This is a genomic window from Desulfonema magnum (assembly GCF_017377395.1).
Classification (GTDB): domain Bacteria; phylum Desulfobacterota; class Desulfobacteria; order Desulfobacterales; family 4be13; genus Desulfonema_C; species Desulfonema_C magnum.
This window is the reverse complement of the sequence record NZ_CP061800.1, coordinates 6319226-6333746: the sequence shown is the minus strand read 5'-3', so window position 1 is coordinate 6333746 and position 14521 is coordinate 6319226. Positions and strand designations below refer to the sequence as shown.

12 protein-coding genes are annotated in these 14521 nt (G+C 41.8%); all 12 read left to right on the top strand.

What is annotated here, in order from left to right; translation table 11 throughout:
- Window positions 1-11 precede the first annotated feature (11 nt).
- Window positions 12-1307: a restriction endonuclease subunit S gene (locus dnm_RS24145; RefSeq protein ID WP_207679445.1), complete on the top strand. Its 1296-nt coding sequence runs from the start codon at window positions 12-14 to the stop codon at window positions 1305-1307.
- Between the two features lie 356 nt (window positions 1308-1663).
- The gene (locus dnm_RS24140; protein WP_207679444.1) at window positions 1664-2083 is read left to right on the top strand and encodes a hypothetical protein; all 420 of its coding nucleotides are present in this window, start codon (window positions 1664-1666) and stop codon (window positions 2081-2083) included.
- A gap of 46 nt (window positions 2084-2129) precedes the next feature.
- Window positions 2130-2417: a hypothetical protein gene (locus tag dnm_RS24135; RefSeq protein ID WP_207679443.1), complete on the top strand. Its 288-nt coding sequence runs from the start codon at window positions 2130-2132 to the stop codon at window positions 2415-2417.
- A 162-nt stretch (window positions 2418-2579) separates the two neighbouring features.
- The gene (locus tag dnm_RS24130) at window positions 2580-3011 is read left to right on the top strand and encodes a DUF29 family protein (protein ID WP_207679442.1); all 432 of its coding nucleotides are present in this window, start codon (window positions 2580-2582) and stop codon (window positions 3009-3011) included.
- 73 nt (window positions 3012-3084) lie between these two features.
- Window positions 3085-6156: a type I restriction endonuclease subunit R gene (locus dnm_RS24125; protein WP_207679441.1), complete on the top strand. Its 3072-nt coding sequence runs from the start codon at window positions 3085-3087 to the stop codon at window positions 6154-6156.
- Between the two features lie 38 nt (window positions 6157-6194).
- Window positions 6195-6626 carry a secondary thiamine-phosphate synthase enzyme YjbQ gene (locus dnm_RS24120; RefSeq protein WP_207679440.1) on the top strand — a complete coding sequence of 144 codons (432 nt, stop codon included), beginning with the start codon at window positions 6195-6197 and terminating at the stop codon, window positions 6624-6626.
- Between the two features lie 30 nt (window positions 6627-6656).
- On the top strand, window positions 6657-7772 hold the full coding sequence (locus tag dnm_RS24115) for an ankyrin repeat domain-containing protein (protein WP_207679439.1): 1116 nt from the start codon (window positions 6657-6659) through the stop codon (window positions 7770-7772).
- A gap of 170 nt (window positions 7773-7942) precedes the next feature.
- On the top strand, window positions 7943-9799 hold the full coding sequence (locus dnm_RS24110; protein WP_207679438.1) for a WD40 repeat domain-containing protein: 1857 nt from the start codon (window positions 7943-7945) through the stop codon (window positions 9797-9799).
- 9 nt (window positions 9800-9808) lie between these two features.
- Complete coding sequence (locus tag dnm_RS24105) at window positions 9809-11101, top strand: radical SAM family protein (protein WP_207679437.1); 1293 nt, start codon at window positions 9809-9811, stop codon at window positions 11099-11101.
- A 12-nt stretch (window positions 11102-11113) separates the two neighbouring features.
- Window positions 11114-12403 (top strand): AAA family ATPase, encoded by a 1290-nt coding sequence (locus dnm_RS24100; protein ID WP_207679436.1) that lies wholly within the window; start codon window positions 11114-11116, stop codon window positions 12401-12403.
- Window positions 12397-13113, top strand: coding sequence for a DUF4276 family protein (locus tag dnm_RS24095; RefSeq protein ID WP_207679435.1), 717 nt, complete (start codon window positions 12397-12399; stop codon window positions 13111-13113). Before dnm_RS24100 ends, dnm_RS24095 begins: the two co-directional genes overlap by 7 nt.
- Before the next feature lie 228 nt (window positions 13114-13341).
- Window positions 13342-14145 (top strand): 2-amino-3,7-dideoxy-D-threo-hept-6-ulosonate synthase, encoded by an 804-nt coding sequence (locus tag dnm_RS24090; RefSeq protein ID WP_207679434.1) that lies wholly within the window; start codon window positions 13342-13344, stop codon window positions 14143-14145.
- The last annotated feature ends 376 nt before the right edge of the window (window positions 14146-14521 follow it).

The window sequence follows — 14521 nt, the reverse complement described above, 5'->3', positions numbered from 1 at the left end:
GAAAATTGATAATGAATATTCGTTTGAAGCCTTATAAAAAGTATAAGGATAGCGGTGTTGAGTGGCTTGGGAAGATTCCGACGTATTGGCAACCTACCAAAATAAAACATCTTTTTAAGGAACGTAGTCAAAAAGGATATCCACAAGAACCTCTGCTTGCAGCTACCCAAACAAAAGGCGTAGTGCCTAAAGAAATGTATGAGAATAGAACAGTTGTAGCTGTTAATGATTTACAAAATCTGAAACTTGTTGAAAAAGGTGATTTTGTTATAAGCCTTCGCTCTTTTCAAGGTGGAATAGAGATTGCACATTATCGTGGAATTATCAGCCCTGCATATACAATAATGATTCCAAAAAAGATGGTTGATGGTCAATATTTCAAGTTTTTATTCAAATCCAAAGGGCTGATTGAAAATTTAAATATCTATGTAACTGGAATACGGCAGGGACAGAATATTGATTATTCAAAGTTCAGAAATTCTATAATGCCCCTGCCACCAGTTTCTGAGCAAAAGGTAATCGCCGATTTTCTCAACCGCAAAACTGAACAGGCGAATACCTTTATTGAAAAGCAGACACGGGTTATTGAACTCTTAGAAGAGCAGAAAAAAGCCATCATCAATAAAGCTGTCACCAAAGGCTTGAATCCTGATGCGCCAATGAAAGACAGCGGTGTTGAATGGCTTGGGGAGATTCCGGCGCATTGGGAAGTGAGGAAGTTGAAGTTCATCGGCAAAATTGTTTTGGGAAAAATGTTATGCAGCAATGACTTAGGCGGTTATCACTATAAGCATTATCTTAAATCAAAAAATATTGGATGGATAAATGTTATTGCCACAAACATTGACAAAATGTGGTTTTCAAATCATGAACTGAAGTTATATAAGGTTGAAAAAGGCGATTTGTTGTTAAGTGAAGGTGGCGAGGTTGGCAAAACATGTATTTGGGAAAATGAAATTGAAGAGTGCTACATCCAGAACTCTGTTCATAAGGTAACAATTGACAAAAACAACTATAATAAATTCTACTTGTATTATTTTTATTCTATTGGTCACACTGGAGTTTTCAAAGCAATTGTCAACCAGGTAAGCATTGCACATCTGACAAGGGAAAAACTTAAAGAAATTGAGTGTATTGTCCCCACAAAAGAAGAACAGCAACAAATCGTCACCCACATCGAAACCCAAGCCGCCAAAATAGACCAAGCCATTGATAAAGCCGAAAAAGAAATAACCCTTGTCAAAGAATATCTGCAAAGCCTGATTTATCATGTTGTCACGGGGCGGGTGAAAATAATTGATAATTGATAATTGGCAATTGATAATTGATAATTGATAATGGACAATTGACAATTGGCAATTGATAATTGTCCCGTAGGGACATCTGAAAATAGCCCGGCAATTCATTGCCGGGAGCGGAATCTCTCAAATATAATGCGTCCCATAGGGACGCTTGAAAAAAACGGGATTTTCTCAAGCGTCCCTACGGGACGGAATATCGGGGGACTTACCGGTCCAGGCAATGAATTGCCGGGCTGCTTTCAAGAATCCCTACGGGACGGAATATTTGAAAATTGTCAATTGGTTTGCATCTTGGCAATATTTGTACTTGACTCGCTCAAAGCCGCCTGTAAATATTAAAAATCAAATAATCGGAGGTGATTATGTCCGAACTTGACAAATATTTTCAACCGTCTGCAACAGAAAGCGAACATCCGGCAGTTTTCCTGGTTCGAGAATATCTGACAAATAAGCCTGATGCCGGCATTCAGTTTGAACTGAGAAGAGAGAGGGACGGACTGACTTTCAGACCCGCAAAGATGTTGATACATTTTTCAGAACATGGCGAAAGCAAAGATTATTCTGATTCCTGGGACTCAGAGCTCAATCGTTCTCTGATAGAAATGGGAATATGTGCGATTTCCATTGATAATGAAAAAGAACGGTTCGGGCTGATCCTGAGAGAAATGCTTGAGAAGCTGGAAATAAAAGCCGGAGAACCCTCCTTATTCAGCACCATCTTTATTGACATACTAAAAAAGCAGCGGCTTTGGAAAAAGAAAAGAAATTCAGGAAAAACTTGATAAAATACACAGCCGGCCTAGTAGTGAGCAGTACAGATTTACAAAATTGGATGATGTCAAAGAATATGCAAAAAAATTTTTTAGGAAAAAATCTGAGCGTCCCGCCTCTGAGCAACAGCTTGAAGAACATGGTGATTTTTTTGACAACCTTTATTTCCTCATCCGTCAGACGGCTGAAATGATTGAATGGAGATTACAAAAATGCGGTTCCGATCTGACGCAAAAATTGAACTATACCCGGGAAGAAGCAGAGACAGTTCTTGCCGGGGCAATTGCATACTATCTGGATGAACGGTTCTCCATCACAAACAGAGAGCTTCTCGGTTTTGACTGAGGCTTTTTGATGCCATTCCCTTCGACAAGCTCAGGGAACGGCATGACCAACCTGCGCACTGAGTTTGTCGAAGGGCAGTCGAAAACAGACAAAAAAATGGGCGAAAAAAAATTAACGGATTTAGACGGCTTATATCAAAATTCATTTCGGGGATAAAACAAAATGGAAGAGCTATTTGAACTCAGAACTCATATTGAGGAGGGGCGTTATGCGGACGCGTTGGTTTTACTGGGAGAAATGGAGGAAATGAGCAGGGAAGACAAAATCAATAAAATTGAAAGTTTTCTGGATGTTCTGCTTATTCATCTTATCAAAAAACATGCGGAAAAAAGAACAACCCGCTCCTGGGAAGCCTCTGTTCATAATGCTTTGCGCCAGATTGAAAAAACAAATAAAAGAAGGAAAGCCGGCGGTTACTATCTGACTGAAGATGAACTGAAAGAATCAGTGGAGGAAAGTTACCAGGCATCTTTGAAATATGCGTCGCTTGAAGCATTCGGAGGGGCTTTTGACGAGACCGAGCTTGCCCGGAAAGTGGATGAGTCGCAAATCAAAAAAAAAGCCTTGGAACTGATACTGAAAAAACAGAATTGAGAATTGAGAATGAAAAAAATATCCAAAATGCCAGACACTGTAAAACAGGAGCTGAAAATTTTACCGGAGGGATATGAAGACATCTGACACATCAGAAAAAGGTTTTCAAAAGCTTATCGTCAAGGAACTGGTTGAAAAGCAGGGTTATATTGAAACAAAATCCAATGACTTTGACCGTGAATTCTGCGTCAGCAGAGCTGGTCTTTCAGCGTTTGTTCAAAACAGCCAGCCGCACAGCTATGACTTTATCCGAAAAAAAGGTGAACGCTCATTTTTCAGCCGACTTGACAGCAAAATCCAAAAAAACGGCATTGTGGAAGTGCTGCGAAAAGGGTTGAAATACTTTGACAAAACCATTGACCTTTTTTATCCCAAACCCAATTCACTCCACAATATAAAAGATCAGCAACGCTATGAAGCCAATATTTTTTCCGTAACACAGGAATTGTATTACACGGCCGATAACAAAAACCGCCTTGATCTGGTCATCTTCCTGAACGGACTGCCCATCATCACCCTTGAACTGAAAAACGCGTACACGCATCAGGCAGTAAAAAACGCCATCCGGCAATACAAGCATGATCGCAATCCCAAAGACAAAATTTTCCATTTTTCCCGTTGTCTCGTGCATTTTGCCGCGGATACGGACCTTGTTTTTATGACCACACATTTAAACGGCAAAAACACTTTTTTTATGCCGTTTAACAAAGGTCTGAATGACGGCACGGCTTTTGCGCCTTTCGGGGCAGGCAATCCGGTCAACCCGGAAGGCTTGAAAACAGCCTATCTCTGGGAAGATATTTTTAGCAAAGAAAGCCTTGGCAACATCATTGAAAAATATGCACAGGTATTGACAGAAAAAGACCCGGACACCAAAAAAACAAAAAAGAAACTCATATTTCCCCGGTATCATCAGCTGACCGTGGTTCGAAAACTGCTTGCCCATGCCAAAAAAAACAGCGTGGGAAACCGCTATCTTATCCAGCATTCAGCAGGTTCCGGAAAATCAAACTCCATCACATGGCTTGCCCATCAGCTCACAGGCTTATATGATCAGAGCAATATTCACCCGATCTTTGACAGCATCGTGGTTGTCACAGACCGCACCGTGCTTGACGCACAGATAAGAGAAAATATCAAAGCCTTTGCTCAGGTGAAAAAAATTGTGGAAGCCGTCACCGGCAATGCCTCGGATATCAGAGCATTGGATCCGTGTGAAACCTCTTTTTCCAAAACAACCCATATGCGGCTGGCACTGGAAAACAACAAAAGAATCATTATCTGCACCGTGCAGACCTTTCCCTGGGTTATTAAAGCTGTGCAGGAGATGCCTGCAAAAAATATCGCCTTTCTTATTGACGAAGCGCACAGCAGCCAGAGCGGACTGGCTGCGGCAAGCATGAACGCTTTTTTTTCAGACCACAATATTTTGGAACTTGATAAAGACGAAGAAGGCAATATCAGCACTGAGGATTTGGTCAATCACCTGATTGAAAGCCGCAGGATGCTTAAAAACGCTTCCTACTTTGCGTTCACAGCAACCCCGAAAAACAAAACCCTTGAAACATTCGGTTGCAAACAGACAGACGGCACATTCAAAGCATTTCACACTTATTCCATGAAACAGGCAATTCAGGAGGAATTCATCCTTGACGTGTTGCAAAATTATACAACTTATAAATCTTATTACAAAATCCGGGAAAAAGGCACCACGCCCCGGGGCAACAAGATTACACGCGACAGCATCTATGAGACCCAGAAAGCTTATAAAAAACTGAAAAATTTTGTGGAGGGCAATGAACTGGCAATTGCGGAAAAATCACGCATTATGATTGACCATTTCAATGAAAATGTCCGTCAGCTAATCAACGGAAGCGCCAGGGCAATGGTGGTTACAAAGTCAATAGAAGCAACCATGAAATACAAAGACGCGTTTGACGCTTACCTCAGAGAAATCCGTTCGCCTTACAAAGCCATTGTGGCTTTTTCCGGCAAAAAAGCCCATTACAAAACCGGAGAAGAGTTAAGCGAAGCAGATATGAACAGTTTTCCTGACGGAAATAACGACATTCCGAAACAGTTTAAAAAAGAGCCATACCGATTTCTGATTGTGGCAAACAAATTTCAGACCGGTTTTGACCAGCCATTGCTGCATACCATGTATGTTGACAAAGAACTCTCCGGTGTTCAGGCAGTCCAAACTCTTTCCAGATTAAACCGAGCTTGCAACCCCCATAAAACCGACACCTTTGTTCTGGACTTTTTCAACAATGCCGAGGACATACAGGAAGCTTTTGCACCGTTTCACACCACAACCGTTCTCAGCCGGGAAACCGATGTGAACAAGCTGAATGACTTGCAGGAGGATTTGGATAAAAAACAGCTTTATTGTGATGATGATATTGACCGGTTTTTCAAACGCTTTTATTCAAAATCGGAAAGAAGCCTTTTAGATTCGATTATTGACAGGGTTGCAAGCGACTTTGAGCAGAAGCTTGAACAGGAAGAACAGATAAAATTCAAATCAGATGCCAAATCCTTTGTCCGAACTTATGCTTACCTTTCCAAACTCCTTGATTTTAATAATCCGTATTGGGAAAAACTCTGGCTTTTTTTAAAACATCTGGTTCCGAAACTGAAAGTGGAAAATGACGAACCCGTTGAAAATATTCTGGAAGCTGTGGATATGGACAGTTACCGGATTCACAAACTTGGCACCACAAACATATCTCCGGATGAAGACGGAAATATCATTGAACCGATACCTGTCAGTACCGGTGCTGGCAAATCAGAACATGAATATGACACGCTTGAAAGCATTATTTCAGAATTTAATAAAAGAGTTGGCAATATTGACTGGGGAGAGGGGGTTGATGCAAGAGAGGCAGAACAAATTCTGACGGGGCAGATACCGGATAAATTGAGAGCAGACCTGGAAACATTGCAATCCATAAAAAATTCTGACAAAGATAATGCAAAGATCACATCAGATGATAAGATACTGGAACTGATACAGATGCTGATGTTTACGCATACAGGTGTTTATAAAAAATTCATGGATGATTCTGATTTTAAAAAACAATATCAGGAATTTGTTTTTGATGTGCTGTGGCAAGAAGCAAAGCAAAAAGCAAATGCGGTGTAATGTAAACAACAGCGACTAACAATCAAAGGATGGATAATATGAACTCACCATTGATATATCTGGGTACAACAGAAGTTCAGACAAAAATTGGGATTGACATTAAGGACATAACAGATTTATTGAAAGTGTTCATTGCAGAATCGCAAGTGACAGATGGCAATCTGAACGCCACAGTCATCGGTTCGACAGGATCACTGACAACAATTGAATATGAGCCGGGAGTCGTGGAAGACCTGAAAAGAGCCATTAACAAAATCGCGCCCCCGGATCAGGAATATGAACATGAAAAAGCCTGGCATGACGGAAACGGGCACAGCCATGTCCAGGCGGCCCTTCTCGGACCTTCCATATCCCTTCCCATCCGAAAAGGCAAACTGGCTCTGGGAACATGGCAGCAGGTGGTTGTGATAAATCATGACAACCATCCGAGGAAAAGAAAAATTGAGGTTACGATTATCGGATCACGTTAAAAATTTACCTGCATTGACGGAGTTGTTTTTATGTATCAAAAAAAATTATTACCCGCGTTCATTTTGTTTCTGCTTATCTGCTCAGGCTGTGCAACGTCTTCTCAGACGCTCCCCGATGAAGCTTTTGATCAGATAAGACGATCTCCCCTTAAAGCGTCTTTGCCACCATTGTTTGCCGCGGCAAAGTCGAATAATATCATATTGATCAAAAACTTGTTATTAAGTGGTGAAGATGTTAATCGGAAAGATCATGATGGAAAATCCGCCTTGTGGTACGCGTTTGATTATGAAAATTATGAAGCATTCAAAGTGTTGCTGGAGAATGGCGCGACCCCCTATTTTTTAACTTATGAAATGGCTTCAGGCACATATAGCAAAATGGAGCTTTACAAACTGGCTAAAGAGTACAACCTGTTAAATAGAATAAAAAATCACCGAAATGATGATGACGTGACTGTTTTTGACGCTTATTTTTCCGAATTCTCAAATGGGCATTATGTGTCAGAGGCAGAGCAACTGTTTGAAGCAGTTGTGAGAAGAGATTATGGTAAAATCAGAACTTCCGGGTCTGTGAAAGATATGCAGCAATTTATGGAAAAATATTCAAGTTTTGGTCATCATTGTTATCTTATCATGGTCAGTGATCTGAATATCAGAGCCGGTAATTCCACAACTGCGGAAATCATCGGGAAATATATCAAGGGGGACAGAGTTTTTGCCAGGGTTGTAAGAGACGGATGGATTCAGACGGACAGGGGGTGGATAAGTTCACAATATGCAAAGCAGATAAAAAAGACAATTCCGCTATTGCATGGATATCTTCGGGAAATCAGCAGTAAGACAGGGCTTTCCCGGAAACCGGATACGCCCGGACCCGCCACACAGACGGGAACTGAATCCCGGCAGATGGGAACTGAATCCCGGCAGCCGGAAATCAGATATCAGCAGCCGGAAATTGTTCCTCCGAAAGTCATCAGGGGAGGAAAAGTCGCGGCCGTGCAAAAGGAACTGGAAGCAATACTAAAACATCCGACCCTGAGAAAATTGGAACTATTTATTAATAAATATAAAAATAACAAAGCCTGTCAATTTCTGGTAAAAAAAGCTAAGGAAGAATATCAGAAACTGCTTTTAGGTGATCTGTAGTACACCAAGACACAAAAAAAAGGGGGGCAGAGACAAGGCATGCCTTGTCTTTGCCTGTGTGTACATATTTGTGTCTCGGAGTACCCGTCTGCCTGTAAAACAGAACATTACAGACAGATTTATTTCAAACAGCTTTGTCATTTACGGACAGAAATAGGATAAAGGAGAAAATGTTACGAAAGCTTTCCATTACTCTGATCGTTTTTTTATTTATGCTGCCCCCGTTTTTCATATGGGGAGCAGCCGGAATATCTTACGCGGAACTGACAAAAGAGAATCTCAAAAAAAGAGAAAAACTGAGAAATGCGGTAAACAGGGGGGTACTCAGTATTTATGATATTCCTTTTGAAATCTATGTGAAATTGGAGATGTGGACTGAGATCGGGTTTATATTTGAAGCCAATAATAAAAACATGATAAAATATAAACTTCCGGGGGTATATTACAGTCGTCCTTACATCGTGAATAACAAAGTGTGGATATTTGAAAATGCCGCGAACGGGGAAATTTATATTTTTGATCCTGACACCCTCAGATTTTCAGACAAATTAAAAAATGAGGCTTATGCGAAATACGCCGGCGGTGTGAGAAAAATTTTCGGAAACACGGTCATATCAGGCGGATCAGACAAAGATGTTGACGCGGCAGTGATATGGGATACAGATATAAATGAAGTCAGAACCATAAAACTCGGTGCCGGGCATTATGTGGGGTCCATCGAGGTTGAGGGAAACACATTATACATCAGTTCATGCGGAGAGGTGATTAACGCGTGGGATTACGACACGCTGGAATTTTCAGGGAACTATTCTGCAAACCAAGACAACGCGGACTGGAACAAGAAAGAATGTATAACAGGAATCAGAATCATTCATGACAAATTAATCGGTGTGGGAGAAAAGACGGTTTTTGTATGGGATATTGAAGGGCAGAATCTGCTGAAAACCTATCCGAAAGCCCTGAACAATTCCATTGTCTTTTTTTATAAAAAATACATGGTTGAATATAAAAACAACAGATTTGCCGTCAGAAATCTGGAAAATGAGAAGCTCATTAAAAAGATTAAGGCAGAAAAATCCATTGAGGACCTGATTGTCACTTCAAAGAGAATACTGGCGAATCACAGAGACGAACTGCTGATTCTCGCACTGCGGCATAACAAAGGTCTCTTGTTTTATGATTTTAACACCTTAAAATTAATAAAAAAAATTGAAGCCAAAGGCGAAAGTCTGACAGCACATAAGCATACAATATTTGCCACGGATGACCGGCACGTTTATAAATATGATATTGCCTATAAAGATGAGGAAAAATATCAGAATTTTTTGGAAACAATCCGTCCGAATAATATTGCTCTGAACAAGAATACATATTATCAGCTCCTGAGACGACTGTTATACTATCCTGAAATCATAGAAAAATCCTGGATATCCAAAAATTTTTTGGCATTGCACGAACTCTCTGTCAGCCATTCTTTCAAATATGGAAAGATCGGTGAAAGGTTTGTCAGCGATGACACTGACAATCCGGATGATGACAGCGGCGGAAAATCGCCAAATCCGGGAAACAGATACAAAGAAGATGTGTATGGTTACAAGGCTGTTTATGAGGTCAGGAACACTTCAGATAACCGATATTTTGTACGCATGGCAGCGGCGTGGAGCGGCGAATATGGGAAAGCATCCGCATATGATGACGAATCGTGGGAAGCAAAGGATGACTCAAAAAGAGGCTTTGCAAAACAATCCTTCTTTATCGCCCCGAATAAAGGCAAATATAAAAATCAGTTTGAAGTGGGAGAAAAAGAACCTGTAAATCTGATAATTTATCCCATGAGAATCGAAAAAGTCTCCGAGGGATATTATAAGGGACTCATGAATGCCCTGAGTCATAAGAATGAGGATATCTCTCTGATTGACAAATATATCGGGGACAAACTTATCAAAGACTGGCACGACAAACTCACACAAAGAAAAAATGAAATCCTCAAAAATAAGGAAAAGGACAGCGGCTTCTGGCCCTTCTGACAGATAATTATGATAACAGCAGTTGTTGCAAACCCAAACGGTGAAATTTTCGAACTGGAAGGTTACGCGGCCTCAGGTATGGCCGGTTCCTCCCTTGCGCTTCTCACGCACAAGAACACTGTAAATATGCCTTATGGCGGAGAACTGATGTTCCTGCCCGACAGACTCCCTGTGCTGTACAACATGGATATGAACAGATTTGAGACACTGGCGGAGAATCCTTATGTCCCCGGGGAGGCGATATTTCCGGTGGCAGCGTTTAATTCTCCCGGATATGTGCTTTCATATGTGAGCGCGTATGAGGAAAACAACGGCGCGGGATTTCTTCCCCTTTTTTCCTACGGAGCGGTCGGATGGCACAAGGGAAAATTCAGAAGCGCCGTGATTCTTGTGGACAGTGAGAAACGCCAGGACCTCAGGCTGATGCGACGGGAAAAGGTGGTCGCGGGTGTGCGTAAAATGAGAAAAAAAATGCCGTCCAACAGACTGAGACAGCATCTTGAGAAATGCGCGCTGACGTATGGATGTCCCGCGGGAAAGAATTTCTTTTTGAAAAGATATGAGGCACCGCTGCCCACATCTCAGCGTTGTAATGCCAGATGTCTGGGCTGTATTTCTTTTCAAAAGGGGGATGAAATCCCAAACAGTCAGGATCGAATTGCGTTCACGCCGTCTCCTGAAGAAATTGCGGAAGTGGCACTTGAGCATATCAGAAGCGTCAAAAAAAGTGTGGTCAGCTTTGGCCAGGGCTGCGAAGGGGATCCGCTGTTAGCTGCGGATGTCATTGAACCGGCCATCCGCATCATACGCGGCAAAACAAAAAACGGCACGATTAATATGAACACAAACGGAAGCCGGCCGGATATTCTGGAAAAACTGTTTGACGCGGGGCTTGACAGTATGCGTATCAGCATGAACAGCGTCAGAGAAAAATGTTATAATGCCTATTTTCGCCCAAACGGATACCATTTTTCAGATGTTGTGAAAGGGATTGATATGGCGATCCGCCGGGGGAAATTCGTGTCTGTAAATTATCTGAACTGTCCGGGGTTTACTGACACACCGGAAGAAGTCAGCGCATTGCTCGCGTTTCTTCGTGAATATCCCATAAACATGATTCAGTGGCGGAACCTGAATTTTGATCCCCTCAGATATTGGAAAGTCATGAACAGCGTCACAGAACACGGCAGCCCCATGAGCATGAAAAATGCGCTTAAACAGATTCACAAGGCTTTTCCCAAACTGATATATGGGTATTTTAATCCGCCAAAGGAGAGGTTTCAGGCGGTTCCGGAAAAATGAAAGGTTTGTTTTATGAATACATCTCTGATGCTCTCAAAGCTGATACTGAAGAATTTTAAAAATATCAAAATTGAAAACCATCTTCCCTTAAACAACTTAAACGTGCTTATCGGCCCGAACGGTTCAGGAAAGAGCAATTTAATTGCGCTTCTCAAATTTATGAGAAACTGCCTGATATCCAATTCTGATGAGGGAAGAGGTGTTACCGATTTTGAAGAAGCAGTCATTGAACTGGGAGATCATAAAATTCTGGATGCCACGGTTCAGGCACCTGCAACCGTCAGTTTTGAATTTGAGTTCAATGCTGTTGAAGTGATCCGAAGAGAGATTAAACTTGAATTAGATATCATGTTAAAAGGAGCAAACACCAATCCGATAGTCAGACGTGAAATCCTTTGTGATTCCCAACCTGCTCTTGGCGAAACTTCTCCGTTTTGCTATTATAAGGCACATGAACCTGAGAGCGGTGCCGGAGTTGTTACCATCTATAATGATGCAGACCGAAGAAGCAGTCGGTTTGAGAAGTTGCATGATGTTCCGGTAAACAGGCTGACATTAAGTTCGATTCCGGAACTGCTGGAATTCAGTCTTTTTTCTCCTGAAGACACGCCCGTTTACAAAGTGCGGCGGCAAATGACGGATATCATATCCGGATGGCGTTTTTACAATGCCAATGATATGAATCTAAAAGATATTCGTAATTCAGAGCCGAAGATCGGCCCGGCTGATATCTTTCTTTCTTCCTCGGGTGAGAACCTGCCTCTGGTCCTGGATAATCTGACGCAGAAGGATTTTGATTTTGATGAAAGAATCAATGATGCAATGAAAAATATTTTGCCCCTGACGAGAAAAATAAGAGCTGTTCGTTCCGGCCGTTTAAGGCTGACTGTGGAATGGTACATGGAAGGAATGAACGAGTGTTTTTATCTGAATGATATATCAGACGGCTCCGTAAGAATGCTGTGCTGGGCCATTGTTTTGCACTCTCCAGTGCTGCCCTCTCTGCTGGTCATGGACGAACCGGAAACAGGGCTGCATCCCTCTTGGATGAAAACACTGGCTGAATGGATTAAAACAGCATCTGAAAGAACCCAGATTATCATTGCCACGCACAGCCCGGATCTGTTGGATCATTTTACTGACAGGTATAAAGATGTTCTCTGTTTTGAGTATGACGGGAAAAAACATTTTGTTCCCAGAAGATTACCGGAAGAGGAACTGAAAGTTAAAATTGAGGAAGGATGGGAATTGGGAGATTTGTACCGGGTCGGTGATCATGCAGTGGGAGGATGGCCATGGTAGTGTGGCTGTTTGCGGGTGGCGGAGAATCTGAGATTGATGGACTTGTCCCATTTCTTCGAAAGCACTTTCCTCACTGTCATTTCGAAAGAATAACTCCTGCAAGAATCAAGCGGGGGCCTAAACCGGGTAAAAAAATTGATGCTCCCGGTCAGACCGGTAAAAGTTTTGCAAGTCAGATTAAATACAGGTTGAATATCGCTCTGCGATCTGGAAGTTGTGATCTTATTCTTGTGCTGGACGACTTGGACTGTAAGGACGCGGATAAGCAAAAAGAAATGTTCTCTGAGGCGATTGACAGTGTTGGCAAAGCAGCCCGTATAAAACGGTTTATCGCTTTTGCCGCACCAGAACTGGAATCCTGGATCATTGCAGATTGGGAAAATACCTTTGCGCCTGACATTGATTTTCGGAAATTCCATGAAGGCTTACGGCATAAGCTGAGTCAAAAGTACAATGTGCCTTTTGATAACCCGGAATCTTTCTCCGAGTATGATCAGAACAAAAAATCGTGTAAAGAAAAGCTGTCCCAAGTGATCATTGACGCTGTTTATTCAGAATCATTAAGATTGGAGAAGCCTCTGAAACATTATTCCAAAAAATATCACACGCCTAAACTTGTCCAACGCATTGTTCCTAGTAAGGTCGCTCAAAAATGTCCCTTTTTCAGAGAATTGTACAATTGTTTAAACAAATTTTGCAAAGATATTTAATTGAGGCAAATTTATACTCACCAATTTGTTCGGTCATATAGGCGCGGCCGAATTCTGAGATAACAACGATGCAAATTAACAAACAATAAATCCAGATGAGATGAGACCTGAAGTTTTTTGGAGACAAGAATAAACTCAAATCGTTCTCTTACTATCTTTGCAACACCCATTGTCATAACAGCAAGTTTATAAAATTTAATTAACGATTTTAACCAATGGAGAAAAAAAATGTTTGTCAGTATCGGAAAAGCAGTCAGAATGGAAAGACTTATGAACAGGAACACCGGCAAAAGCGTTATTGTTCCTATGGATCACGGAGTGAGTGTGGGACCGATCAAAGGGTTGGTAGATATGTCAGAGACCGTGGACATGGTTGCCGAAGGCGGGGCAAATGCGGTTCTCGGGCATATTGGTCTTCCGAGGTACGGACACAGAAAATATGGAAAAGATATCGGGCTGATTCTTCATCTTTCCGCATCCAGCACACTTTCCCCCAGGCCCAATAAGAAAGTTTTGGTGAACACGGTTGAAAATGCTTTGCGAATGGGGGCTGACGGGGTTTCGATACATATCAATGTCGGTGACTATAACGAAGCGGAGATGCTGGAGGATTTCGGGAAAGTCGCCATTGAATGCAGCTACTGGGGAATGCCGCTGATTGCAATGATGTATCCGAGGGGCGAAAAGATCAAAGATGAGAAAGATGTGGAAGTTGTAAAAATTGCCGCAAGGATCGGAGCGGAACTGGGGGCGGATTTTGTAAAAACCAATTATACCGGAGATCCGGATTCTTTTGCAAAAGTTGTCGAAGGCTGTCCGGCCCCGATCCTGATTGCAGGGGGAAGCAAACTAAACGAGGAGGAAATGTTCAAAACCATAGAAGATGCCATGCAGGCAGGGGCAAAAGGATTGTCTATCGGGAGAAATGTTTTTCAGCATAAAAACCCGAGTCTGTTTGTAAAAGCAGCCTGTGCGATTGTGCATGAAAATCTGACTGCAAAAGAAGCATTGGAAATGCTGAGAAAAGGTTAAATAAAACAGCGGAGATGCGAAAATATAATTTTCGCACTCCTTTTCTCTGATTCGCCGTTTGATTATCGTGAGACTGAAGATTGGAAAATATTTTTTTACATTCGCTGCAACAAAATGGGGATTGCAATCCTGTCCGAAATGTTCATTGCCAACGATTCTAAAACCCAATGTCCGACTTTTTTTGTTCTTTTTTGGGCCGATGCCGCTGTTCCGTGAGCAGTGGATTCCTGCTTTCGCAAGAATGACAGAAAAAAATTTGATTATCGAATCATACTACAGGACAAAAATTTATAAGCACTTGATTTATTATGATTATAACGAATTTAAAGGAGGGACGGCCAACATATGCATCAGGCTAAGAATGCGGGACGGCTGC

Excerpts from the sequence above, each read along its gene's own strand:
- dnm_RS24115 (WP_207679439.1), top strand. The coding sequence starts at position 6,657 with ATGTATCAAAAAAAATTATTACCCGCGTTCATTTTGTTTCTGCTTATC.
- dnm_RS24140 (WP_207679444.1), top strand. The coding sequence starts at position 1,664 with ATGTCCGAACTTGACAAATATTTTCAACCGTCTGCAACAGAAAGCGAA.
- dnm_RS24110 (WP_207679438.1), top strand. The coding sequence starts at position 7,943 with ATGTTACGAAAGCTTTCCATTACTCTGATCGTTTTTTTATTTATGCTG.
- dnm_RS24100 (WP_207679436.1), top strand. The coding sequence starts at position 11,114 with ATGAATACATCTCTGATGCTCTCAAAGCTGATACTGAAGAATTTTAAA.
- dnm_RS24120 (WP_207679440.1), top strand. The coding sequence starts at position 6,195 with ATGAACTCACCATTGATATATCTGGGTACAACAGAAGTTCAGACAAAA.
- dnm_RS24145 (WP_207679445.1), top strand. The coding sequence starts at position 12 with ATGAATATTCGTTTGAAGCCTTATAAAAAGTATAAGGATAGCGGTGTT.
- dnm_RS24105 (WP_207679437.1), top strand. The coding sequence starts at position 9,809 with ATGATAACAGCAGTTGTTGCAAACCCAAACGGTGAAATTTTCGAACTG.
- dnm_RS24090 (WP_207679434.1), top strand. The coding sequence starts at position 13,342 with ATGTTTGTCAGTATCGGAAAAGCAGTCAGAATGGAAAGACTTATGAAC.
- dnm_RS24130 (WP_207679442.1), top strand. The coding sequence starts at position 2,580 with ATGGAAGAGCTATTTGAACTCAGAACTCATATTGAGGAGGGGCGTTAT.
- dnm_RS24095 (WP_207679435.1), top strand. The coding sequence starts at position 12,397 with ATGGTAGTGTGGCTGTTTGCGGGTGGCGGAGAATCTGAGATTGATGGA.
- dnm_RS24125 (WP_207679441.1), top strand. The coding sequence starts at position 3,085 with ATGAAGACATCTGACACATCAGAAAAAGGTTTTCAAAAGCTTATCGTC.